Below are 23341 nucleotides of genomic sequence, written 5' to 3'. Positions count from 1 at the left end.
GTAAACGGCTCAAAGGTATGGGTTTGGCGCTAGTTCCCTTTCAATTGCACGACCACCCGAAAGCGCTGATCCTTGGCTGCTATCTTCTCTCCTGTGCGGTGATCTTCTTTACCGACCGCTTCGCGCTGCCGAAGCGGGAGCGGCGAAAGAATGCCTCTCCCTACGGCCGCAATCACGACACCGTCGACATTCTTGCCCGCCTCCCGGTGGTTGCGCTCGTCTTTGCCGGATTCTTTGCAATTTCCTGGCGCCCGCTCTATGCGGCGGCCGGCACGATGAGCTTCTTCATCATCTTCACCGGTATTTCCCGTGCCAAGTTCAAGTTCATCCGCGAGCCGCTGGTCTTCTCGGACATCGCGCTCGTCGCCGATGTCTTCAAGTACAAGTCGATCTTCTACGCGACTTCGCTCAACATCGTCTTCTGGATCGTCGCCTTCCTGTATGTCTTCGGCGTCTCGGGCCTTTACATGTATTTCGAACCGAGCGTCCTGCCGACGCGGGACAAGCTCTTCTGGATCGTCCTGATGGTCCTTGCCGCAAGCGCGCCCTGGATCTCGCTTTTCTACGGCCCGGTCAATCGCCCGACCGCCGCGCTCGTCCAGCGGCTCGTCGGCAAGGTGAATGTCAAGATGAGCACGGTGCGCTTCGGCACCTTCGGCTCTGTGGTCTTTCACTTCATCATCTGGCTGGGCGTAAAGCGCGAAAAGATCGTTGCCGAACTCTCGGAACGCTTGCTTGCGGCGGTCCATGACCTCATCGGCCATGAGGAAGCGCCGCTGGTGGTCGTCTGGCAGTCGGAATCGTTCATCGACATGCGGCATTTCGGAGTAGACACGATCAAGCTGCCGACGATTGATCGGCTGCGCAAGCACGCGGTTCAATGGGGCCGCCTAAGCAATATCTTCGAGGGCGGCTATACGCTGCGCACCGAATTCGCCGTCCTGAGCGGGCTGCTGCCCGACGATATCCATGTCGATGCCAGCTATCCCTATCTGCGAGCGTCGCACTATGCCGACGTCGTCTGGCCGGGAAAGATGAAGCGCGCCGGCTGGCACACGCATTTCATCCATCCCTATGACCGCACATTCTTCCTGCGTCACAAGGCGATGCCGTTGCTCGGCTTCGAGAAGCTCACCATGCTAGACGCCTTCGACCATGATCCCGCGCGCGACGGGCTTTATGTGTCGGATGCGGCTCTTACGGAGCGGGTCGTCGCCGAGGCGCGGAGGCTGCCGCTGGAGGAAAGCGGCTTCTTGTTCGTTGCATCGATGGCCAATCACGGACCATGGGAACCCGGACGCGTCGGAGAGCTCGCCAATCCCGTCGACATATATCTGGCGATCCTCGAACAATCCGATGCCGCGCTGAAACATCTGATCGACAGCCTCGAAAAGTTCGACCGCCCGGTCTGGCTTGCCTTCTATGGCGACCACGCGCCGTTGTTGAAATCGTTCGCCGATCCCTTCCCCGACCCGCGTACGGACTATTTCATCGTGCCGCTCGCCAAGGCCAAGCCAGCCAAGCATCGCCCCGGACCTCCGCAGGACGAAGATCCATGGAACCTTCTGCGCGCATTGCTCCAGCACGCCAACCTGCACAAGGATGCGCTGCAATAGCGGCTGCAGAATGGACATGACGGAAGGCACAATGATCAGGCATACGGGGCGACGGACATTCCTGTTCCTGCAAGGTCCTTCGTCGTCGATCTTTCCCAAGATCGCCACCCGGCTCGAAGCCTATGGACATCGCTGCGTCCGGATCAATCTCAACGTCGGCGACCGGATCTTCTGGCGCCGCCGCGGCGGGTACAATTATCGCGGCTCTCTTGCCAGGTGGCCCGGCTATGTCGACGCATTTATTCGCTGTCATGGGGTCAGCGATCTCGTTCTGCTCGGCGAAGAGCGGCCTTATCACCAGAAGGCCATTGCCGCCGCCAGGAGGTACGGGGCTGCAGTCTACGTCGTGGAAATGGGCTATCTCCGACCCGATTGGCTGACCCTCGAATGCGGCGGCATGTCGTCCAATTCGCATTTTCCGGCCGAGCCCGAGCAGATCCTCAAGGCCGCCGCATCCCTGCCCGAGCCGGATTGGCAGCGACGCTATTCGCAGACATTCCTGGCCGAGGCGGCCTATGACCTCTTGTACAACCTGCCGAACGTCCTTCTCTGGTTTCTCTTCCCGGGCTACCACCGGCATGGGATCTTTCATCCGCTGGCGGAATATGCCGGATGGTTGAGGCGCCTTGCCGGAGCCAAGCGCCAGCAGCGGGCGGCTGAGGCCGTCATCCGCTCGCTCACCTCGGATCGTCTCCCCTATTTCGTCTATCCGCTGCAGCTCGAGACCGACTTCCAGCTGCGCGCCCACTCCCCCTTCAACAGCCAGGAGGAGGCAATCGGAGATATCCTCGCCTCCTTTGCACGCCAGGCGCCCCCGACAAGCAAGCTGGCGATCAAGGTCCACCCTCTCGACAACAACCTCATTCCCTGGCGCAGGATCATCGCCAGCCAAGCGGCGGCGCTTGGCATCGAAGATCGTGTCGCCTTTCTCGACGGCGGTAACCTGGACCTTCTCATGGCCGGGAGCGCCGGCATGGTCACGGTCAATTCGACCGCCGGGCTGCACGCCCTCAAACAGGGCAAACCGGTCAAGGTGCTCGGCCGGGCGGTCTTCGATATTGCCGGGCTGACGGACCAGCAGCCGCTCGATGCATTCTGGGCGGCGCCGACGCAACCGGATCCCGACTTGAGCGCGGCGACTTTCCGGCTGATGGCCGCGTCGATCCAGGTGCGCGGCAATTTCTACTCGCATGCGGGGACGGATGCCGGCGCGGAAGCAATCGCCGAACGTATCCACAGGAACATGGTCAACCAGCCGGGCGCCTTCATAGATCCGCCGCCCCGGCAAAAACCCGAGAAGAGAAGCCCCTCACCGCTGCGGGATTCGCTCACAGGCGCTCGCGCCAGCTCTCCGTTCGATTGATCAGGCCACGCCGGCGCGCAGCAGGTCGTGGATGTGCAGGATACCGACCGGCATTTGCGCCTCATCGACGAGGAAGAGCACGGTCACCTTGTGCTCCTGCATGAATTCCATGGCGGCGCTGGCGAGCACGTCGCCTTTCACTACGCGAGGGTTATGCGACATCACCTCTTCGACCGGCTGAGCGAGCAGGTCGCCAGCCATGTGACGGCGCAGGTCGCCGTCGGTGATCACGCCGATCAAGGCGCCACCTTCATCGACGATGCCGACGACGCCGAAGCCTTTCGAGGACATCTCGATGACCGCCTCGCTCATCGGACGGCCGACTGTAAGCAGCGGCACCTGTTCCGCCACATGCGCCAGTTCATGAACCAGGCGCAATTGGGCACCCAGCTTGCCACCCGGATGGAAGGTCTTGAAATCCTCGGCGGAAAAGCCGCGCCGCTCCAGGAGCGCGATCGCCAGTGCGTCCCCGACGGCAAGCTGCAGCATGGCCGAAGTCGTCGGCGCCAGCCCGTGCGGACAGGCCTCCGGCACTTTCGGCAGCACCAGCGCAACATCCGAATTGCGCGCGAGGATGCTGTCGCGGTTGGATGAAATCGAGACGATCGGCACGCTGAAGCGCTTGGCATAGGTGAGCATGTTGGCGAGTTCCGCCGTTTCACCGGACCAGGAGAGCAGGATGAGGGTGTCCTCCGAGGTGATCATGCCGAGATCGCCGTGGCTGGCTTCCGTCGGATGGACGAAATAGGCAGAGGTGCCGGTGGAAGCCATGGTTGCGGCAATCTTGCGGCCGATATGTCCGCTCTTTCCGACGCCGGAGACGACGACACGGCCCCGGCCCTCGCCGATCAGTTCGACTGCGTCGATGAGGCTCTGCGCAAAGGCTTCGTCCGTCGCCGCATGATCGGCGAGAACCTTGATGCCATTGCTTGCCGTCGCCAGTGTCCTATTGATCGAATCGAGCACCGCAGCGCGCGAATGCCCCTCCGCTTTCACATGTCTCAAGCCCATCTTCGGTCCCTGGTCTGAAGCGGAATCGGCAGCCGTACCGGCCGTCCGAAACGCGGCGAAAAACGATTGGAGCCAAATAGGCCCATTCTTCCGGCAAACCAAGCTCCCCTGGGCCGAATTTCTACGGCGCCAGGAATATTGCGGGCCGCTGTGATCAGCCGGCGCGCTTTTCCACAGGCACTTCCGGAATCAATACGGCTCCGGTCGCGAACTCGGCAAGCGTCATCGAATCGAGAATGGAGGCGATCGCATCGCGTACGGACGTCATGGAGATGCGGACCTGGCAGGTCTCCGGATCGCGACAGTCCTCACAGACTTCATAGGCGGTACGACTGGCACAGCGGATGGGTGCAAGGGGACCATCGAGCGTTCGGATGACGTGGCCGATGCGGATCTCCGATGCCGGGCGCGACAAGGAGTAGCCGCCGCCGGGCCCCTTCTTGGAGCGCAGCACCCCAGCATTGCGCAATTCGAGCAGGATCGTATCGAGAAATTTTTTCGGAATGTTGTTGCGAAGCGCAATCTCGTTGATGAAGGCCGTTTCGCCTGGTTCAAGGCGTGCCAGGTCGACAAGGGCTTTCAATCCGTATTTTCCCTTTTTTGTCAGCATTCCGGCAGAGTCTCCCCGCGCGCGGATCGTCGGCAACCGTCCACACGCGCACAAGCTTATGTGTTCGGCATAGCACAGAATTGCTCTGCCAATACAAAATTATGCCGACTTTTGAAGAGGCGACCGGTGCGCACCCGCAGCGCCGTGCATCTCATTTGCACGGCGCTGAAGCCTGGACTTACACTTGATATTCACGCAGTAACAAGGAAAAACCGCGGCCGGACAAAGTCATGCCGCCGCGGCACCGCCTTGGCGGGCATGGGGAGCCTGACCGGTGAGCAGGTGCCGGATCGCCGCGCGCGCCTCATCGGCCGAGCGGAACCGCTGCGCGTCGAGGTCCCAGACCTGATACTTCACGGCCACAAACTTCACCTGATCTGCATCGGGAACAACGACGCCGACGGGCACACCATTATGTTCGATGACTTGCTTGTTCATGCAAATAACCCTCCTCCACGCATCAAGCGCGGATCTTCAATTCTCGGCAGGGATAAGTCCGGTGGTGCGAACGGTCACATTCGGCAAAGCGTGCCAATGAGACCTTTCACCGTTGCACGACAAAGGGAACGCGAGCCGCAGAAAGCGGCGGTCGAGACGGTTCTTGACATGTCACTCTCCTTTGGCTTGTGGCGGCGCAAAGCGCCGCGACGGTTCATGAACGATGGGAGGCGGAATCCTTCCGCGTCACACTGCGTAAGCTAGGACAATCTCACATCTCAGTCAAACGACAACCGGTCTCGAAAAATCAATGCCTCGAAGACCTAGTCAGGAGACTGCCCTGCAGATTATCCCGCCGCCCCAGGTGGGCTATCGCGCTACATGGTGAGCGTCGAATCGACCTGCAAGGGACGCCTCGTATATAGTCAGCTCTTTCGGACGAAAAAGGGGCAACTCGTCCGAGTCACCCCTTTTTGCAGTCTCGCGATGGATCGGGAGCGGTCTTCCCGTTCCCGAAATCCGAATGAACCCATTGGGTCCGCTAGGCCGTCGGCGTGCCTGCCTCCTGCGCACCGGAACGGCGGACCTCCCGGTCCTTCCACCAGCGGCTGAGGAACAGGAGGATCGGCCCTCCGATATAGATAGACGAGGAAGTAGCGATGATCACGCCGAAGATCATCGGCCAGGCGAAGCTGCGCACGACCTCGCCTCCCCAGATGGCCATGGGCACCAACGAAAGAGCCGTTGCCACCGAGGTGAAGATGCATCGTGCGATCACCTGGTTGATGCTCATGTCGATGAGTTCGGAGAAGGGCATCGATTTGAACTTACGTAGGTTTTCGCGCATGCGGTCATAGACCACCACTTTGTCGTTCACGGAGTAGCCGATCATCGTCAGGAGCGCGGCAATCGCCGTCAGGTTGAAGTCCACGCCGGTCAAAGCGAAGAAGCCGATGGTCTTGGTGATGTCGAGCAGAAGCACCGCGATCGCACCGACCGCAAAGTGCCACTCGAACCGGAACCAGATGTAGAGCAGGATCGCCAGCATGGCGAGACCGACGGCAAGCGAGCCGGAACGCGCAAGCTCCGTACTGATTGTCGGGCCGACTACCTCGGTCCGCTCCAGCGTCGCATCCGGCACGGCATTCGTCACGGCATCCTTGATCCGGTTCAGCGCCGCCGTCTGCTCGTTTTCGCCGCCCGGCTGACGTTGGACGCGGATCAGCACCGATTGGCCGTTGCCGAAATCCTGCAACGCCACTTCGCCAAGTTCGAGCGAGGAGAGACTGCTGCGCAACCTCGACAAGTCGACCTTCTCCTTGGAAACGGCTTCGACCTGAATACCGCCGATGAAATCGATCCCGTAATTAAGGCCCGGCGTGAAAAACAGGATAACAGAACTGATCGACAGGAAGGCCGAAAGGCCGATCGCCTGGAAGCGCCGTTTCATGAAGGAGATGGTCGGCAGTTTCGGCACCCGGCCGAAGAGCGACGGAATTTCGAGCTTCTTCATCTTTCGGCGGATCACGACTTCGCGCATGAGCAAGCGCACGATCGTGACAGACGTGAACATCGAGATGGCGATCCCGAGCATCATCGTCACCGCGAAACCACGCACCGGTCCGCTGCCGAGCCAGAACAGCAGGATCGTGCCGGTGAGCGTGGTGATGTTGGCGTCGATGATGGTGGCGTATGCCTTGTTGAAGCCGAGGTCCAGCGCCTTCATCGCCCCGGCGCCGTTTTCTGTCTCCTCCCGGATGCGGGCATTGATGAGAATATTGGCGTCGACCGCCATGCCGATGCCAAGAATAATGCCGGCGATGCCGGGCAGGGTCAGCGTCGAGCCGATGAGCGCGAGAACGCCGATCGTCATGATCGTGTGCAGCAGCAGGCCGACATTGGCGATCATGCCCCAGGCACCGTAGAGGACGACCATCAGGGCGATGACGAGAGCGAAGCCGACGAGACCGGTATAGAGGCCCATACGGATCGAGTCGCTGCCGAGATTGGGTCCGACGGAGCGCTCTTCGATGATCGTCAGCGGCGCCGGCAGGGCACCGGAACGCAAGAGCGCCGAAAGGACAGTTGCCTCCTCGGCCGTGAAGTTACCGCTGATCTGACCACGACCGCCAAGGATCGGCTCGTTGATGACGGGCGCCGTCAGAACCTTGCCGTCGAGCACGACCGCAAAAGGCCGGCCGACATTTTCCCGGGTGATCTCCGCGAACTGGCGAGCGCCAAGTGAATCGAAGCTGAAATCCACGACCGGCTGGTTTGTACGCTGGTCGAAGCCGACTTTGGCATCGGCAAGACGTTCACCGGAAATCGCGACGCGGCTTTCGATCGGATAGCGGTTGCCGTCATTTGCGCCGGGAAGGATCTCGACGCCGCGCGGCGGCGGCTGCGTCACATCCACGGTCTGGTCGAGCATATGGAAGCTCATTTGAGCTGTGGAACCGAGAAGTTCACGAAGGCGCGTCGGATCCTGAAGGCCCGGAAGCTGCACGAGAATGCGGTTTGAGCCGATCCGTTGGATCAGCGGCTCGGCGACGCCGACCTGGTCGACGCGGTTCCGGATGATCTCCAGGCTCTGCTCGACCGCCTTGGTCATGCGATCGGCAAGGCCGGCTTCGGTGAGCGACAGCGTGACGACGTCGCCGGCCGTGGTCACCTCGACCTCTGGCGCCGAGCCGCCGAAGCCGATGACACTGACCGGCGTCGCCAATTCCTGCAGCTTCGGCAGCACCCTTTCCCGATCCGCCGGATCAGGGATGCTCACCGTTACCATATTACCGCTGATGCGGGCCGAAGAGGCGGAGACACGCTCGCCGCGCAATGCGCGCCGGGTGTCGTCGAGAAGCGTGTTGAGCCGCGCCTTTTGCAGGCCGGCGCCGTCGACCTCGAGCACGAGATGCGAGCCGCCCTTGAGGTCGAGGCCAAGCGTGACCGGCTCGAACGGCAGAACGGACGTGAATTGCTGCCGCATCGCCGGCGGCAGCATGCTGGGTAGCGCCGCGAGGCAGCCGAAGATAGCGATCGCGACATAGGCGAGAATCGCCCATCTGGATGTACGCATTTGGAAATTCCATGAACGGCTGGACGCGCCTTTTCCGGGCGGCCCGGGCCTGATTTCATTATGCCGGGCAGAACCGATAGTCGGTGAGCCCGGACGTTCGAGGACGTTCTCGGCCGCAGGCGGGCCGCGAATGCGCTCGCTCTGGCGCGAGGCCTTGACCACGGCTAGCGTTTGCGCGACCGGCGCCGGATGATTACCGACGACCGCAGGCAGAACGGAAAAGGCGAGTGGAAGAGCCGGATCTGGCTCGCCGCCGGGGCTCGCCTTCCCCTCCGCCCGCGCGCCGGTGAAGCGGAAGTCGGGCAAGGCGACAGCCCTGAAAACCTGACGCGCCACCGGACGATCGGCAGAGCCCATGTCCCGAGCGGCGATATCGCCTGTCTGCGCGCCGGGACCGTTCCGACCCGTTACGCTTTGACCGACAGCGATCGCCTGCACGGCGAAGGAGGCGCAGAACAGCCACAGCACGGCAAGAAGCCGGCCCGCCTGCATGCTCTTGCTGCCACCCAGGAGGTCCATTGAGGACGCGATTCCTTTCTCTCGGCGCCTGGCGCCCACGAGACGAATTGGCCTCGACATCCGGAGACTAACGCAAGAACGTGGCCGGATTCGAACGCCGGCGCCTTTAACACCACTCCGGGCAGAAAAAGTCAAACCCTGTGCTTCTGTTGCAGCCCCTACCCTGAAGTGCCGCGACGCGGCAGGAAACCGGCCACGGATTTCTTCTTTCGCTCTCCCTCAGGCGGTAGCGCCGACAGTCCTCGTCTGGTGAATTTCGATCAGCGAGGGACCCGTTCGCGCGGCCGCATCCGCGAGTGCGCCCGGCAGTTCCTCAATGTCGACCAATCGCACGGCCGCGACGCCGTAAGCCCTGGCCGTCAGCAGGAAGTCCGGAGCCGTCGGCCTGACGCCTTCCGGGACGATGCCGGCCTCGAGCATATGGGTTTCGATCTCCCGGTAGCCGTCATTGTTCCACACAAGGAAGATCACCTTTGCCTCCGCATCGACGGCCGATCCGATCTCAGACAGCGAAAATTGAAAACCGCCGTCGCCGACAAGGCAGACGACCGGTCGCCCTGGATCAGCAATCGCTGCGCCGACGGCTGCGGGCGGCGCATAGCCGAGCGCGCCGTAGCCGGTGGCCGAGTTGAACCAGGCGCGCGGCCGCGGCGCGTCGCAATAGAGGTTGCCGGCATAGACCGCCTGGGTCGAATCCCCCACGATGGTGCAATCCGGCAGCGCCTGAAAAATCGCGTCGATGATGCCCACCTCCGCCCGCATCTTCGATGTTAACTCCTCGAGCGCTGCCTTTCGCGTCGCCTCGGCCCGCGATGTGTCGTCCTTCGCTGTTCGGTCGGGGAGCAAGCCGACTATGCCGCCCGTCGCAGCCTTCGCGCCGGAGAGGATCGAGAGCGCCGTGCGCGGACCCCGCGCAAGCTGTGCCGCATCGATATCGATGCGGATGAGATCTCGGAGCTCGGGGAAACCGCCGTCGGCATAGAGATCGTAATCGGTTTGCCCCATTTCGGTGCCGAGGGCCAGCACCAGATCCGCGTCGCGGAACAGCGCGCGCACGGTTTGGAGGCTCGGGCTCGCGGGCACGCGCAAGGGGTGACCCGCCAACAGGCCGCGCGCGTTGACGGTCGTGACCACGGGTGCCCCGATTCGTTCCGCCAACACACGCAGTTCCGCTTCGGCAGCCAGCGCGCCGCCGCCGCAAATAATGACCGGCCGGGACGCGTCGGCACAGAAGGCGGCCGCTTTCTGCAGCGTTTCTCCGTCGGCGCACGGGCGGGTCGCCATGGCCGGCCTTGCCGCTTGGCTCCCGACCGTATCAGCCATCACGTCTGTCGGGATCTCAATGTGGACTGGACCGGCGCGGCCGGATAGCAGCACGGCAAAGGCGCGGTCGATGACCAGCGGCAGGTCGGCCGGATTGAGCAGCGTATGCGAATAGAGCGCCAGGGTCGTCATCATTCCATGCTGGTCGGGCAGTTCGTGCAGCAAGCCGCGGCCATGCCCGAGCGAATCGCGGCGGTTGACGCCGGAGATCACCAGCATGGGGATCGAATCCTGCCGGGCCTGCGCCATGGCGGTAATCGTATTGGTGAGACCGGGACCGGTGATGACCAGCGCGACGCCCGGCTTGCCGCTGACGCGCGCATAGCCGTCTGCCATGAAGCCGGCGCCCTGCTCATGGCGCGGGGTAACGTGGCGGATTTTCGAAGCCGCAAGACCACGATAAAGCTCGACCGTGTGCACGCCGGGGATGCCGAAGACAACTTCGACCCCGTTTGCCTCCAGGAGTTCGACGAGAGCTTCACCGACGGTTTTCATCGCAACACTCATGCGCGGCGTTCCCTTCTCGTCGTGCGGCGCCCGGCCAAGGCTGCAATGCGACGGCAGGCTTCGTCGATGGTCTCATCCGGAACCGTGAGGCTTATCCGGAGGAAGTTCTTCGCCTGCGTGCCGAAGGACGCCCCCGGCATCACCGCCACGCGTTCCTCTTCGAGCAGTGCCCAGGCAAAGGCATCGCCGGAGAGTCCGGTGCCGGCAACGTCGATGAGGGCGAACATCCCCGCCTCCGGCGGCAGGACCGCCACGCCCGGCACATGGGAAAGACCGTCGACTATACGACGCGCGCGCCGGCCATAGGTCTCCCGCATCCGCCGCGCGGTATCGATCTCATGCGTCAGGGCATAGGCCGTCATGTCGGCGATGAAAGGTTGCTGACCGAACAGCATGGTTTCGGAAACCGGCAGGAGGCGCCGGGTGAACTCAGCCGGCCCGACGGCCCAGCCGCTGCGAAAACCAGGCGCGGCATGGGACTTCGAAATAGACGAAACGACGATCGTTCGTTCGGCGAGATCCGGATCGTCGAAGGGTGAAACGAAGGTTCCGCTGAAGACCAGCTCCTCGTAGACCTCGTCGCAGACGATCCAGAGGTCGTGGCGGCGGGCCACCTCGCCGATCGCCGCGATTTCGGCGGCCGTAAGCACCGCGCCGGTCGGGTTGTGCGGAGTGTTGAGCAGCAACACGCGACATTCGGGCGTGACGGACCTTTCCAGGTCTTCCCGCTGCATGTGGAAACCAAAATCAGGTTTCAGCGCTACGAATACCGGATGGGCGCCGGCCGCACGTATGACGCCTTCATAGGTCGCGTAGAGCGGATCGCCGACGAGCACGCCGTCGCCCGCCTCGGCCAGCCCCAGCATCACGGCAAAAAGCGCCGTCTGGGTGCCGGGGAAACAGAGGACGTTCTTCGCCGTCACGTCGGCTCGGCGGCGACGGTATTTTTCCGCAATCGCCGAAACCACGGCTGCCTCGCCGCGGCCGTTCGAGTAGCGATACCGACCGGCGTTCATGGCGCGCTGACACTCGTCCAGCAGGGCGCGGTCGGGCGGCAGGTCCGGTTCGCCGATCGTCAGTTCGATGATGTCGGCACCGCTGGCTTTCAATTGCCGCGCACGAATGTGCAGGGCCCACTTGCCGGATCCGAGATCGGCCAGCCGCGAGGTGATCGACGCATAGCGCATGTGATTTCTCCCCTCCGTCATTCGTCTATAGGCAGGCCAAGCAACGATTCGACCGAGGCCATGGCGATGCTGATCAGTTCTCCCTCGCGGAAGAGATCGCCGGCGAGGCAGCCTTCGATCCAGAGCCCGTCGACCAAACCATTGATTGCGATGGCGTAGCGGCGACAGAGCTCCGCACTCGCCGGCCTGCCCTTGGCCGCGAGAAAATCGCTCAATAGGTCCTGCAGGGCATTGCGGAAGGCCAGATAGCCTTCGCGGTGAATCTCTGCCAGGACAGGATCAACCCTCACCTGGCTGATGAAAGCTGCCCAGAGCGAGACGCTGCGGCTGTCGGCCACCGGCTCGCTGAGATTGATGCAAATAAATTCCCGGAGACGCGTCGCCGGATCGCCCTCGACTGTCTTCGCCTTTTCCGTCAACGAGGCGATCACGGCCCGGTAGGCCTCCGCGATCATCTGATCCTTGGAGTCGAAATAGTGCCGGACGAGCCCCGCGGTCACGCCGGCGCGGACCGCGATCTGGCGGACGGTGGCACCCTTGAGACCGAACTCGGATATGCAGTCGAGCGTCGCCTCGATCAGCTCCTGCCGGCGCTCGCCTTCCGGAGCGCGGTGAAAGCTGCGGCGCATCACGACCGCCCCCGGAGCCCGGCGTCTCCGGTCCAAGTCATTGCCTTCCAACCGAATGGGCTCATGGGCTGCTCCTGCGGAGGGTTCGTTCGGGCGGGAATTCCGCCAGAAAATTGGACGGCGCACCTATTATACACTTGAATAATAACGGCACAAGTGCAACCATATTGGCAGGAAACAGCGCGACAAGCCGAAAAATGCTGCACGCCACAAGGGGAACTGTTTTCATGCTTTCGAGAAGCCCGCAAACCACGGGAACCGGTCACCGATGACGGAGGCGGCCGAGGCAATCGCTATCAGTGACCTCCACAAGCATTTCGGACCGTTGAACGTGCTGAAGAGCGTGTCGCTAACGGCACGCCCGGGCGATGTCATCGCGATCATCGGCGGCAGCGGTTCGGGCAAGTCGACGCTGCTGCGCTGCATCAACATGCTGGAATTGCCCTCGGCCGGTCGGATCAGCGTTCACGGCGAAGAGATCCGGATGAAACCCGATGGGAAGGGCGGACTGGTGCCGGCGGACCGCAGGCAGGTCCAGCGGATCCGCACCCAGCTTGGCATGGTTTTCCAGAGTTTCAATCTCTGGCAGCACATGACTATCCTGGAAAATGTCATCGAGGCTCCGGTGCATGTGCTCGGCAGATCCAGGGACGAAGCCGTGGAGATGGCCGAAGCGTTGCTCAGGCGGGTCGGGCTCTACGAGAAGCGCGACGCCTATCCTGCCTTTCTTTCAGGGGGCCAGCAGCAGCGCGCGGCGATCGCCCGGGCGCTGGCGATCCAGCCGCTCGGCATGCTCTTCGACGAGCCGACCTCGGCGCTCGATCCGGAACTCGTCGGCGAAGTGCTTTCGGTGATCGGCGACCTTGCGCAGGAGAAGCGGACGATGATCCTCGTCACCCACGAGATGAAGTTCGCCCGCAACGTCGCGAACCACATCGTTTTCCTGCACAACGGCATCATCGAGGAACAAGGACCGCCGGAAGCGATCTTCGGCGCGCCGAAATCCGAAAGGCTCCAGAAATTCATCCGCTCCATTCATTGAATTCCTGAATGCTCAACAACCACAAGGGGAACAGCATGAAGAAGACATTGAAGCTCCTGGCGTTGGCCGCCGCCCTCTCGATTGCCGGCGCTGCCGCCGCCATCGCTGAAACGGTCAAGGTCGGCATTGCCGCCGAACCCTACCCGCCCTTCACCTCGCCCGACGCCAATGGCAATTGGGAGGGCTGGGAAATCGAATTCATGAAGGCGGTTTGTGCCGCGGCCAAGCTCGATTGCGTAGTGACTCCGGTCGCCTGGGACGGCATCATCCCGGCGCTCAACGCGAAGAAGATCGACATGATCGTCGGGTCGATGTCGATTACCGAGGAGCGACTGAAGACGATCGATTTCTCCGACAAGTACTACAACACGCCAACCGGGATCATCGGCGCCAAGGGCGAAGACATCCAACCGACGCCGGAAGGGCTCGCCGGCAAGACGCTGGGCGTGCAGGTCTCGACCGTGCACCAGGCCTATGCGACCAAGCATTTCGCGCCTGCCGGCGTGGAGATCAAGGAATATCAGACACAGGACGAGGCAAATCAGGATCTCGCCGCCGGTCGCCTCGACGCGGTGCAGGCGGATGCGATTGCCCTCGACGCTTTCCTCGAGAGCGACCAAGGCAAGGCGTGCTGCGATTACAAGGGCGACGTCGCCCAGGATGTCGAGGTGCTCGGCCCCGGTGTCGGCGTCGGTCTGCGCAAGGGCGAGACCGAACTCAAGGACAAGATCAACGCGGCGATCAAGGCGATCCGCGAGGACGGCACCTACGAGGCCTTCTCGAAGGAGTATTTCGACTTCGACATCTATGGCGGCTGAGCCGCAACCGGCCGGCGATCATAAGACCGCCGGCCGAAGCGTTCGGAGTTGACCGCGATGGATTCCTTCGTCAACTGGAGCCTGCTTGCTCTTTCGGCCCCGGGCTGGGGCGGCGTTCTGCTGCAGGGCTTCCTCCGCTCGATCGAAATCGCCCTCGGGGGCTATGCGCTCGGGCTCCTGCTCGGCATCGGCGGCGCCTTCGGAAAACTCTATGGCGGGCCGGTGCTGCGCGATCTGCTCGAATGCTACACCACCGTCGTGCGGGCCGTGCCGGAGCTCGTGCTGATCCTGCTCCTGTATTATGCGGGCACCGATCTCCTGAACCAGTTGCTCGGCCTTGTCGCAATCGGCCCGGTCGACATCAGCGGCCTGCTGGCCGGCATCTTCGTCATCGGCGTCGTCCAGGGTGCCTATTCGACGGAGGTGCTGCGCGGCGCGATCAAGGCGGTGCCGGCGGGTCAGATCGAGGCGGCGCGCGCCTTTGGCATGTCGCCGGCCAAGGTTGTGAGACGGATCACGCTGCCAGCGATGCTGTCCCATGCCATTCCCGGCCTCGCCAACCTCTGGCTGATCGCAACTAAGGACACGGCGCTGCTCGCGGTCGTCGGCTTTGCCGAGCTGACGCTGGTAACCCGCCAGGCAGCCGGCGCCACGAAAGCCTATTTCCTGTTCTTTTGCGCGGCAGGTGCACTCTACCTGGCGCTGACCCTCGTTTCCAACCTCTTCATCGGCGTCATCGAACGGCATGCCCGCCGCGGCCTGGTGGAGAGACGATGAGCAACGAAACCACGCACGCGCTCGCCTTGGCGCCCGAAGACCTCCCCAAAGCGGAGAGCTTCTTCAAGCCACATCGGATCGTGTTGATCGTGCTCTTTGGAGCGCTGGTCACGGCCATCGCCCTCTTCATGCGCTGGGATTGGCTGCCGCGCTACCTGCCTCGGCTCGGGACCGGCATTCTCGTCAGCCTGGCAATGCTGTTCAGTACGTCGATCCTGGGCTTCCTGCTTGCGGTCCCGCTCGGGCTCGCCCAGGTGACGGGTCCGTGGTTCCTGAAGGGCCCCGCCCGTCTCTTCTGCACCGTCGTTCGCGGCACGCCATTGCTCCTGCAGCTCTGGCTGCTCTATTACGGGCTCGGATCGCTCTTTCCCCAATTCCCGGCAATTCGTCAGTCTTTCCTCTGGCCCTATCTGCGCGAGGCCTGGCCCTATGGAGTGGCGGCGCTGACGATCTCCTTCGCCGCCTATGAGGGCGAGGTGATGCGCGGCGCCTTCGCGGGCGTGCCACAGGGCGAATTGGAAGCGGCGCGCGCCTACGGAATGGGGCGTTGGACGCTATTCCGGCGTATCTGGCTGCCGCGTGCCGTCCATCGGGCGCTGCCGACGCTCACTGGCGAAACCGTGTTGCAGCTCAAATCCACGCCGCTGGTGGCCACAATCACCGTCGTCGACGTCTATGCGGTGATTTCAAAGGTTCGGCAGGAGACCTATCTGACCTACGAGCCGCTGCTTCTCCTCGCGCTGATCTACATGTGCCTGACAGGCCTTCTGGTCCTGGCCTTCCGTTATTTCGAAAACCGCATACCAACCCGTGGTGCCTGACATGAAACTTTCCGCCGCCATCGACAATGCCACGCCGGAGCTCGTTGCGAGCCGCCGGGATTTGCACGCGCATCCGGAACTCGGACTGGAGGAAAAGCGAACCTCCGCTTTCATCGCGCGTCATCTGGAAACCCTGGGCTATCATGTCACGACGGGCTTGCGAAGACCGGAGTCGTCGGCACGCTGACAAACGGCACCGGCTCCCGCTCCATTGGTATCCGCGCCGATATCGACGCGTTGCCGATCCACGAGGAGACGGGGCTCGACTACGCAAGCCGGACGCCGGGTCTGATGCATGCCTGCGGCCATGACGGCCACACGGCAATGCTGCTCGGAGCGGCCCGCGCTCTCGCCGAGCGGAGGAACTTCGACGGCACGGTGCACCTCATTTTCCAGCCGGCCGAGGAGAATTTCGGCGGCGCGAGGATCATGGTCGAAGAGGGTCTGTTCGAAAAATTTCCATGCGACGCCATTTTTGCGCTCCACAACGAACCGGCCCTGCCCTTCGGCCAGTTCGCGCTCCGCGAAGGGCCGGTGATGGCGGCGGTGGATGAGGCGCGGATCACTGTCCACGGCCGCGGCGGCCACGGCGCCGAGCCTCAGGAGACGGCCGATCCGATCGTCTGTGGCGCCAGCATCGTGATGGCGCTGCAATCGATCGTATCGCGCAACATCCATCCGATGGACCCGGCGGTCATCACCGTCGGTGCGTTTCACGGGGGCTCGGCGAGCAACATCATTCCGGAACGGGCCGAAATGGTCGTCGGCATTCGCTCCTTCGACGCGGCCGTGCGCGATGAACTCGAACGCCGCATCCGCACGATTGCCGAGGCGCAGGCGGAAAGCTACGGCATGCGCGCGACTATCGACTACGAGCGCAGCTATGACGCGACGATCAACCACAAGAAGGAGACGGACTTCGTCCGCGACCTCGCGATCCGCTTCGCAGGAGCCGACAAGGTGATCGACCTTGCCCGTCCCTATATGGGCAGCGAGGACTTCGCCTATATGCTCAAGGAAAGGCCGGGGACCCACTTCTACCTCGGAGCGAAGGCGACAGGCGAGGAGAAGCCGCTCCACCACCCCGGCTACGATTTCAACGATGGCCTGCTTCCGATCGGCGCCGCCTTCTGGACGGAACTTGCAGAAACCTACCTTGCACGGTCTTGAGGCCGCCTTCCGACCAAAATGCCGCAGGCGAAAGATTGCCGCAGTGTGACAACGTGGCGGCAGGGCCGTCATTGACCTTTGGCAATTTTCCCTCAGATTCAATCACACGATGAAATCAACGGCGCCGACACCGGTTGCGGCGCCGATGAGCGACAATGCGGGGACGAAGTGATCCTCCTTGCGCCGAAAGGATTGCGCCGTGTTCGAAGCCTTTGATGCAACTCTCATTGCACGCATTCAATTTGCCTTCACTGTCTCCTTTCACATCATCTTTCCGGCTTTTTCCATCGGTCTTGCAAGTTATCTCGCCGTTCTCGAAGGGCTGTGGCTCTGGAAGAACGACGATGTCTATCTGGAACTGTTCAATTTCTGGAAAACGATCTTCGCCGTCGCCTTCGGCATGGGCGTGGTGTCCGGCATCGTCATGTCCTACCAGTTCGGCACAAACTGGAGCGTGTTCTCCGACAAGGCGGGCCCGGTCATCGGGCCGCTGATGGGCTACGAGGTGCTGACGGCCTTTTTCCTCGAGGCCGGGTTCCTTGGCGTCATGCTGTTCGGCCTGAACCGGGTCGGTCCGAGGCTGCATTTTCTCGCAACGGCGATGGTCGCTTTCGGCACGCTGATCTCGGCCACCTGGATCCTGGCGGTGAATTCCTGGATGCAGACGCCGGCCGGCTTCTCGGTCAACGAGGCGGGCCAATTCGTTCCCGTCGACTGGTGGGCGGTGATCTTCAATCCATCCTTCCCCTACAGACTCGTGCATATGGTGCTCGCCGCCTACCTGACGACCGCCTTCGTCGTCGGCGCCTGCGGGGCATGGCACCTCTTGCGCAACACCGCGCCGCGCCGCGCCCGCACCATGTTTTCCATGGCCATGTGGATGGCGGCGATCGTGGCGCCAATCCAGATCTTTGCCGGCGACCAGCACGGGCTCAACACGCTCGAACACCAGCCCGCCAAGGTGATGGCGATGGAAGGCCACTATCAGAGCCATCTCGATGGAGCGCCGCTGATCCTCTTCGGCATTCCCAACTCCGCGGACAAGCGGGTCGATTACGCGATCGAAATCCCGAAGCTGTCGAGCCTCATCCTGAAACATTCGCTCGATGCACCGCTTGCCGGCCTCGATACGGTACCCGAACAGTTGCAGCCGCCGGTCGGCATCGTCTTCTGGTCCTTCCGCGTCATGCTGCTCATGGGGTTCTCCATGCTCGGCATCGGCCTCTGGAGCCTCTGGTGTCGCCATCGCGGCACGCTCCACACGAATGATTGGCTGCACCGCATCGCTGTTATCATGGGCCCATCCGGCTTCGTGGCCGTACTCGCGGGCTGGATCACCACCGAGGTCGGGCGCCAGCCCTACACGGTCTATGGCCACCTCATGACGGCGGATTCGGTCTCGCCGATCGAGGCCCCGGCCGTCGGCGCTTCGCTCATCGCCTTCATCATGGTCTATTTCCTCGTCTTCGGAGCCGGGACCTTCTACATACTGCGGCTGATGGCACGCCTGCCGCGCGACACCTTGCCGGAGCTCGGCGAGGGACCAATACGCACCGCCGGCGTCGCGCCCGGGCCGGCTCAACCCCATGGAGGCCAACATGGACATTGACCTGCCGCTGATCTGGGCCGGGCTCATCGCCTTCTCTGTTCTCGCCTATGTCGTTCTCGACGGCTTCGATCTCGGCGTCGGCATCCTCTTTCCGCTGTTTCCCGAAAAACACGATCGGGATGTGATGATGAATTCCGTCGCCCCCGTCTGGGACGGCAACGAGACCTGGCTGGTGCTCGGCGGTGGCGGGCTGATGGCCGTCTTTCCCCTCGCCTATGCCACGGTCCTGCCGGCGCTCTACGCGCCGATCATCGCCATGTTGCTCGGCCTCATCTTCCGCGGCGTCGCCTTCGAATATCGCTGGCGGACGCGCCGCGGCGAGTTCTTGTGGAACTGGGCTTTTGCCGGCGGCTCGACCCTCGCAGCCTTCGCGCAAGGGCTGGCGCTCGGCGCCCTGGTCCAGGGTATCCCCGTCGAGGATCGCGCCTATGTCGGAGGCTGGTGGGATTGGCTGACGCCCTTTTCGATCGTGACGGGTCTTGCCATCGTCGTTGGCTATGCCCTACTCGGCGCCACCTGGCTGATCATGAAGACCCGCGGCGCGCTTGCCGACAGCGCTCGCACCATCGCCTTGCGCTGCTCTTTCGCCACCATCGCGGCAATGGGCATCGTCAGCCTCTGGACGCCGTTTCTGGAACCGGTTTATCTCGAACGTTGGTTCGGCTGGCCGACGGCCATCTTCAGTGTCATCGTACCGCTGCTCGTGCTCGGCTGCCTCTATCTGCTGCTGAACGGCATTCGCGACCGGCACGACACCCAACCCTTCATCGCCGCGCTCGGCCTCTTCGTCCTTGGCTATATCGGCATCGGCATCAGTTTCTATCCCTACATCGTCCCGCCGTCGCTGACCATCTGGGACGCCGCGGCTCCGGACGACAGCCTCGCCTTCCTGCTCGTTGGCGCCGTCGTCCTGGTGCCGATCATTCTCGCCTACACCGCCTATGCCTATTGGGTCTTCCGCGGCAAGGTCGATCCGGAGGAGGGCTACCATTGAGCGCCGACGGCCTTAGGCGCAAGCTCCTCTGGTTCTTCGGCCTTTGGCTTGCCGGCGTCGTCATCGTCAGCCTGGTGGGGGTGGCGATAAAGCTGGTGCTCGGGAATTGAGAAAGCCCCGCTCAAGCTTGCCGAGCTAATTTCTTCAGACACGTCGGCAGGCGATCGCCGGATGGAGACAGGACCGCACCCTGCTTCCCCGGATGATCGCCCGCCGAGGTGACCACATCCGGCACTGCGGCCCTTTTACCCCTTCTCAGCCGGCATCCGCTTTGGTAGCAGTTCGGCGCGATGAACGGGGCGCAACCGCCCCGGCAGGAGCCGGATATGTCAAAGACACCCGCAGAATGCACGACGATGGCGGATGTGCGTGCCGAAATCGATCGCCTCGACCGCGCTCTGATGATGCTGTTTGCGGAGCGCTGGGGCTACATCAACCGCGCCGCGGAGATCAAACGCCCGCTGAAGCTGAAGGCAGACATTCCCGCGCGCGTTGCCGAGGTCAAGGAAAACGCCGGCAGGACTGCGATCGAGCTCGGCCTAGAACCGAACTTCTATGCGAAGCTATGGGCGCAACTGATCGACCATTCGATCGCGCATGAGCGCCAGATCCTCGGTGAAGACGAGGCATGAGGCGAGCGCACCGCGCCTGGCGCATGGAGCCAAAGCGACCTTTGCGCGTCTGAAAAGACGCGCGGCGCTGTAATCGCCACTCGGATCAGCCGTTGACGACGAGCCGCCGGCTCTCTTCCGCCCCCCCATCGAAACTGTTCTTGCGACTGAGATAATTCTCCCAATCGAAAGCGCTCTGGATGATGTGCTCCAGGCCCGCATGGGTCGGCACCCAGTCGAGCTTGAGTCGCGCTAGCGATGGATCGGCCACGACCTGCGCGGCGTCGCCCGGCCGCCGCGGCGCGTAGTCGACGCGGAAATCCCGGCCGGAAACCCGCCGCACCGCGTCGATGACCTGCAGCACCGAGAAGCCCTCGCCGTAGCCGCAGTTCAGGACCAGGGGCTCGCCGCCCCCTCTCAGATATGCGAGTGCACTCCCGTGTGCGTCTACCAGATCGCTGACGTGGATATAGTCGCGAACCCCGGTGCCGTCCGCCGTTGGATAATCGGTGCCGAAGACGTCCACCTTGCGGCGCTTGCCGAGCGCCGTCTCGCAGGCGACCTTGATGAGATGGGTGGCTTCCCGCGTCGACTGACCGGCTCGGCCGAGCGGATCTGCGCCGGCCACATTGAAATACCGGAGCGCCACATAGCTGAAATCATGGGCCGCAGCTGCATCCTCGAGCATCATCTCGGACATCAGCTTGGAGCGGCCGTAGGGGCTTTGGGGACGCAGGGTCGCCGTTTCCGTGACCGGATCGGGCGTGTCCTGCGGGCCGTAAACCGCCGCGGTCGACGAGAACACGAAGCGGCGGATTCCTGCCTCTATGGTCGCAGCGATCAGCGTGCGCGTCCTTGCCGTGTTGTTGTCGTAATAGACGAGCGGATTGGCGACCGAGTCCGGCACCACCGCCGACCCGGCGAAATGGACCACCGCATCGATGTCGTTCTCGGCAAAAATCCGTGCAAGAGCGGACCGGTCTCCCACATCGCCGAAATAGAAGCGCGCCTCGGGCGCCACCGCCCAGCGAAATCCGGTCGTCAAGCTGTCGAGCACGACGACGCGCTCCCCTGCGTCAAGCAGGGTCCAGACCATATGGCTGCCTATATAGCCCGCCCCTCCGGTTACCAGTACGGCCATTGATTGCTTTCCACCCCTGTGAACCCGGGAACAGGAAAGACGGGTGTTGCTTTCAGAATCGGTAAAACGGACGCACTCGGCCGGGCTTCGCCGCCTATTCTCGCCGACGTCGTTAAGCCACGCTTGGCGAAAACGATCGCGTTTTATCGATCGGCCTCAGCGAGCGAGAATGTAGGCGCGCAGGCGCTCCGCCGCCTCGGCGATCTGGGCCGGATCGCGCAGGAAGCAGGCGCGCATGAAGAGTTCGCCGCCTTTGCCGAAGGCTGTCCCGGGTGCGAGGCCGACGCCGCTCTTGTCGACGATGTCGATCGCCGCCTGCCGCGAGTCGGTGACGCCGTCGATCTTCAGAAAGGCGTAAAGCGCCCCGTCGGGCTTGAGCGTTTCAACCCGATTGGTCGCAATCAGCGCATCGCAAAAATGGTCGCGATTGGCCCTCGCCCTGGCGACATTCTCGTCGACAAAGCCATCCCCCTCGTCGAGGGCCGCGACGGCGCCGCGCTGCATGAACTGCGCCACGCCGGAAGTCGAATACTGGATCAGGTTTTCGAGCACCTGCCCTATGGCTGGCGGCGCGACGATCCATCCGACGCGCCAGCCGGTCATTGCCCAGTTCTTCGAGAAGGAATTGACGAATAGAATGCGGTCGTCCTCCTCTGCGAGGTCGAAGAAGGATGAAGCCCTTCCTCCGAGATAGTAATAGAGCGCATAGATTTCGTCGGCGATGATCCACAGACCATGCTTGCGCGCCAGGGCGAGAATGGCCGCGAGGTCTTCACGAGATGCGGTCCAGCCGGTCGGATTGGACGGCGTGTTGATGAACAGTGCGCGCGTCCTCTCTCCGACCGCAGCCTCGAGCCGATCGAGGTCGAGCCGCCATTTGCCATTCGCGAAATGCAGCGGCACGGATATCGGGCGCGCGCCGGAGAGATCGGCGGCAGCTGCAAAATTCGGCCAGGCCGGCGTCAGCAGGATCATCTCGTCGCCCGGGGAAGTGATCGCCTCGATCGCAAGCTTGATCGCCTGCATGCCCGATCCGGCAACATAGAAATTCTCGGGCGACAGCGTCTTCTGAAAGCGGCGCTGATAGTAGCGCACCAGTGCTTCGCGGAGCGGAGGGATGCCGCGCTGCCAGGTGTAGAAGGTCTCGCCGGCCGTCAACGCTTCCGCCGCCTCCCGGCTGATGAAGTCGGGGGTCGGAAGATCGCCCTCGCCGACCCAGAGCGGGATGAGCCCTTCGCGACCGCGCGCATAGTTCACCACTTCGACGATGCCGCTTTCGGGCGCCGACAGGGCACGGGGACTGAGGCTGGACATGATCGTCATCGGAGGCTCCTGTTGCCCGCCGCTTCTAGACGCATTGGCGCCGACGATCACGCGATTTTCTCTGACTTATCGATCGATTTCTGTGATGCTTTCGCGGCCGGCCGGGGACGAACCCAGGCGCCGGCCGCGAACTGTGGCATCTGTCGCTCAGGTGCGCTGCTTCAGCAGATCACGGATTTCCGACAGCAGTTGGATGTCCGGTGGCGGCGGGGCAGCCGGGGGAGCCGGAGCAGCGGCCTTTTCTCTTTCGACCGACGCACGCACGCGGTTCACGAGCTTGATCATCAGGAAGATGATCCAGGCGAGGATGAGGAAATTGATAAGCACGGTTATGAAGTTGCCATAGGCGAAGACGGCGCCCTGCTCACGGGCAGCGGCAAGGGTCGGCGCCGTGACACTCGGCGAAAGCGCCAGGAAGTAATCGGAGAAGTCGAAGCCACCGCCGGTGATCGCACCGATGATCGGCATGACGAGGTCGTTGACGACCGAATCGACGATCTTGCTGAAAGCGGCGCCGATGATCACGCCGACCGCAAGGTCGATCACATTGCCGCGCGCGATAAACTCCTTGAATTCGTTCAGCATGCGCACCTCTCGGTAAGGTTACGAGCGATCGCCGCCTGACCTGTCGGCAACCGGCGGCAGGACCTTAGACCAAAGGCGGGCGCGATGGAACTCTCCCTGATACACCTGCAGTCAACGGTCCCGCAGACGCCGGCGCTCCGCGCGGACTTGGACTTAAGACGAATATGCAAC

19 protein-coding genes and 1 pseudogene are annotated in these 23341 nt (G+C 62.8%); 10 read left to right on the top strand and 10 right to left on the bottom strand.

The window, feature by feature from the left end:
• Positions 1–17: 17 nt before the first annotated feature.
• The gene (locus AC4P1R_RS00875) at positions 18–1616 is read left to right on the top strand and encodes an LTA synthase family protein (RefSeq protein WP_151610801.1); all 1599 of its coding nucleotides are present in this window, start codon (positions 18–20) and stop codon (positions 1614–1616) included.
• Between the two features lie 16 nt (positions 1617–1632).
• A complete protein-coding gene (locus AC4P1R_RS00870; RefSeq protein ID WP_151610800.1) occupies positions 1633–2979 on the top strand; it encodes a capsule polysaccharide biogenesis protein in 1347 nt (448 codons plus the stop codon).
• Here the strand turns inward: AC4P1R_RS00870 and AC4P1R_RS00865 are convergent, their stop codons facing one another.
• The 7 genes from AC4P1R_RS00865 to AC4P1R_RS00835 form a co-directional block, all read right to left on the bottom strand.
• On the bottom strand, positions 2980–3990 hold the full coding sequence (locus AC4P1R_RS00865; RefSeq protein ID WP_069459547.1) for a KpsF/GutQ family sugar-phosphate isomerase: 1011 nt from the start codon (positions 3988–3990) through the stop codon (positions 2980–2982).
• Positions 3991–4144: 154 nt separating this feature from the next.
• Positions 4145–4600 (bottom strand): RrF2 family transcriptional regulator, encoded by a 456-nt coding sequence (locus AC4P1R_RS00860; RefSeq protein ID WP_069459548.1) that lies wholly within the window; start codon positions 4598–4600, stop codon positions 4145–4147.
• A 228-nt stretch (positions 4601–4828) separates the two neighbouring features.
• Positions 4829–5038 (bottom strand): hypothetical protein, encoded by a 210-nt coding sequence (locus tag AC4P1R_RS00855; protein ID WP_069459549.1) that lies wholly within the window; start codon positions 5036–5038, stop codon positions 4829–4831.
• A 541-nt stretch (positions 5039–5579) separates the two neighbouring features.
• Positions 5580–8114, bottom strand: coding sequence for a protein translocase subunit SecD (secD, locus tag AC4P1R_RS00850; protein ID WP_069459550.1), 2535 nt, complete (start codon positions 8112–8114; stop codon positions 5580–5582).
• A 738-nt stretch (positions 8115–8852) separates the two neighbouring features.
• Positions 8853–10463, bottom strand: a complete 1611-nt coding sequence (locus AC4P1R_RS00845) for a 5-guanidino-2-oxopentanoate decarboxylase (protein WP_492177297.1) — start codon at positions 10461–10463, stop codon at positions 8853–8855.
• On the bottom strand, positions 10460–11650 hold the full coding sequence (locus AC4P1R_RS00840; protein ID WP_492177296.1) for a pyridoxal phosphate-dependent aminotransferase: 1191 nt from the start codon (positions 11648–11650) through the stop codon (positions 10460–10462). The genes AC4P1R_RS00845 and AC4P1R_RS00840 overlap by 4 nt, the downstream gene beginning before the upstream one ends.
• 17 nt (positions 11651–11667) lie before the next feature.
• Entirely contained in the window at positions 11668–12282 is a 615-nt protein-coding gene (locus AC4P1R_RS00835) for a TetR family transcriptional regulator C-terminal domain-containing protein (protein WP_492177766.1), read from the bottom strand.
• Positions 12283–12547: 265 nt separating this feature from the next.
• On the opposite strand from AC4P1R_RS00835, the gene AC4P1R_RS00830 reads away from it, so the two are divergent.
• The 8 genes and pseudogenes from AC4P1R_RS00830 (at position 12548) to AC4P1R_RS00795 (ending at position 20142) form a co-directional block, all read left to right on the top strand.
• On the top strand, positions 12548–13321 hold the full coding sequence (locus AC4P1R_RS00830; RefSeq protein WP_492177295.1) for an ABC transporter ATP-binding protein: 774 nt from the start codon (positions 12548–12550) through the stop codon (positions 13319–13321).
• 35 nt (positions 13322–13356) lie between these two features.
• Positions 13357–14139: a transporter substrate-binding domain-containing protein gene (locus AC4P1R_RS00825; protein ID WP_492177294.1), complete on the top strand. Its 783-nt coding sequence runs from the start codon at positions 13357–13359 to the stop codon at positions 14137–14139.
• A gap of 57 nt (positions 14140–14196) precedes the next feature.
• Entirely contained in the window at positions 14197–14916 is a 720-nt protein-coding gene (locus AC4P1R_RS00820; protein WP_069459556.1) for an ABC transporter permease, read from the top strand.
• Positions 14913–15737 (top strand): ABC transporter permease, encoded by an 825-nt coding sequence (locus tag AC4P1R_RS00815; RefSeq protein ID WP_069459557.1) that lies wholly within the window; start codon positions 14913–14915, stop codon positions 15735–15737. Before AC4P1R_RS00820 ends, AC4P1R_RS00815 begins: the two co-directional genes overlap by 4 nt.
• 1 nt (position 15738) lies before the next feature.
• Positions 15739–16907 (top strand): annotated as a pseudogene (locus AC4P1R_RS00810) (M20 aminoacylase family protein).
• Between the two features lie 199 nt (positions 16908–17106).
• Positions 17107–18516, top strand: a complete 1410-nt coding sequence (locus AC4P1R_RS00805; RefSeq protein ID WP_492177293.1) for a cytochrome ubiquinol oxidase subunit I — start codon at positions 17107–17109, stop codon at positions 18514–18516.
• Positions 18506–19510 (top strand): cytochrome d ubiquinol oxidase subunit II, encoded by a 1005-nt coding sequence (cydB, locus tag AC4P1R_RS00800; RefSeq protein ID WP_069459560.1) that lies wholly within the window; start codon positions 18506–18508, stop codon positions 19508–19510. The genes AC4P1R_RS00805 and cydB overlap by 11 nt, the downstream gene beginning before the upstream one ends.
• 326 nt (positions 19511–19836) lie before the next feature.
• Entirely contained in the window at positions 19837–20142 is a 306-nt protein-coding gene (locus AC4P1R_RS00795; protein WP_069459561.1) for a chorismate mutase family protein, read from the top strand.
• A gap of 85 nt (positions 20143–20227) precedes the next feature.
• On the opposite strand, the gene galE is transcribed toward AC4P1R_RS00795, so the two are convergent.
• The 3 genes from galE to mscL form a co-directional block, all read right to left on the bottom strand.
• On the bottom strand, positions 20228–21262 hold the full coding sequence (gene galE, locus AC4P1R_RS00790) for a UDP-glucose 4-epimerase GalE (RefSeq protein ID WP_151610795.1): 1035 nt from the start codon (positions 21260–21262) through the stop codon (positions 20228–20230).
• Positions 21263–21418: 156 nt separating this feature from the next.
• Entirely contained in the window at positions 21419–22585 is a 1167-nt protein-coding gene (locus tag AC4P1R_RS00785; protein WP_492177291.1) for a pyridoxal phosphate-dependent aminotransferase, read from the bottom strand.
• Positions 22586–22732: 147 nt separating this feature from the next.
• Entirely contained in the window at positions 22733–23170 is a 438-nt protein-coding gene (gene mscL / locus AC4P1R_RS00780; RefSeq protein WP_069459564.1) for a large conductance mechanosensitive channel protein MscL, read from the bottom strand.
• Positions 23171–23341: the final 171 nt, after the last annotated feature.

The organism is Sinorhizobium sp. Y406 (assembly GCF_058732025.1).
This window is presented reverse-complemented; position numbering and strand designations above follow the sequence as displayed.

Excerpts from the sequence above, each read along its gene's own strand:
- AC4P1R_RS00815 (WP_069459557.1), top strand. The coding sequence starts at position 14,913 with ATGAGCAACGAAACCACGCACGCGCTCGCCTTGGCGCCCGAAGACCTC.
- AC4P1R_RS00870 (WP_151610800.1), top strand. The coding sequence starts at position 1,633 with ATGACGGAAGGCACAATGATCAGGCATACGGGGCGACGGACATTCCTG.
- cydB (WP_069459560.1), top strand. The coding sequence starts at position 18,506 with ATGGACATTGACCTGCCGCTGATCTGGGCCGGGCTCATCGCCTTCTCT.
- AC4P1R_RS00825 (WP_492177294.1), top strand. The coding sequence starts at position 13,357 with ATGAAGAAGACATTGAAGCTCCTGGCGTTGGCCGCCGCCCTCTCGATT.
- AC4P1R_RS00855 (WP_069459549.1), bottom strand. The coding sequence starts at position 5,038 with ATGAACAAGCAAGTCATCGAACATAATGGTGTGCCCGTCGGCGTCGTT.
- AC4P1R_RS00830 (WP_492177295.1), top strand. The coding sequence starts at position 12,548 with ATGACGGAGGCGGCCGAGGCAATCGCTATCAGTGACCTCCACAAGCAT.
- AC4P1R_RS00795 (WP_069459561.1), top strand. The coding sequence starts at position 19,837 with ATGTCAAAGACACCCGCAGAATGCACGACGATGGCGGATGTGCGTGCC.
- AC4P1R_RS00865 (WP_069459547.1), bottom strand. The coding sequence starts at position 3,990 with ATGGGCTTGAGACATGTGAAAGCGGAGGGGCATTCGCGCGCTGCGGTG.
- secD (WP_069459550.1), bottom strand. The coding sequence starts at position 8,114 with ATGCGTACATCCAGATGGGCGATTCTCGCCTATGTCGCGATCGCTATC.
- AC4P1R_RS00860 (WP_069459548.1), bottom strand. The coding sequence starts at position 4,600 with ATGCTGACAAAAAAGGGAAAATACGGATTGAAAGCCCTTGTCGACCTG.
- AC4P1R_RS00785 (WP_492177291.1), bottom strand. The coding sequence starts at position 22,585 with ATGACGATCATGTCCAGCCTCAGTCCCCGTGCCCTGTCGGCGCCCGAA.
- mscL (WP_069459564.1), bottom strand. The coding sequence starts at position 23,170 with ATGCTGAACGAATTCAAGGAGTTTATCGCGCGCGGCAATGTGATCGAC.
- AC4P1R_RS00875 (WP_151610801.1), top strand. The coding sequence starts at position 18 with ATGGGTTTGGCGCTAGTTCCCTTTCAATTGCACGACCACCCGAAAGCG.
- AC4P1R_RS00840 (WP_492177296.1), bottom strand. The coding sequence starts at position 11,650 with ATGCGCTATGCGTCGATCACCTCGCGGCTGGCCGATCTCGGATCCGGC.
- galE (WP_151610795.1), bottom strand. The coding sequence starts at position 21,262 with ATGGCCGTACTGGTAACCGGAGGGGCGGGCTATATAGGCAGCCATATG.
- AC4P1R_RS00820 (WP_069459556.1), top strand. The coding sequence starts at position 14,197 with ATGGATTCCTTCGTCAACTGGAGCCTGCTTGCTCTTTCGGCCCCGGGC.
- AC4P1R_RS00845 (WP_492177297.1), bottom strand. The coding sequence starts at position 10,463 with ATGAGTGTTGCGATGAAAACCGTCGGTGAAGCTCTCGTCGAACTCCTG.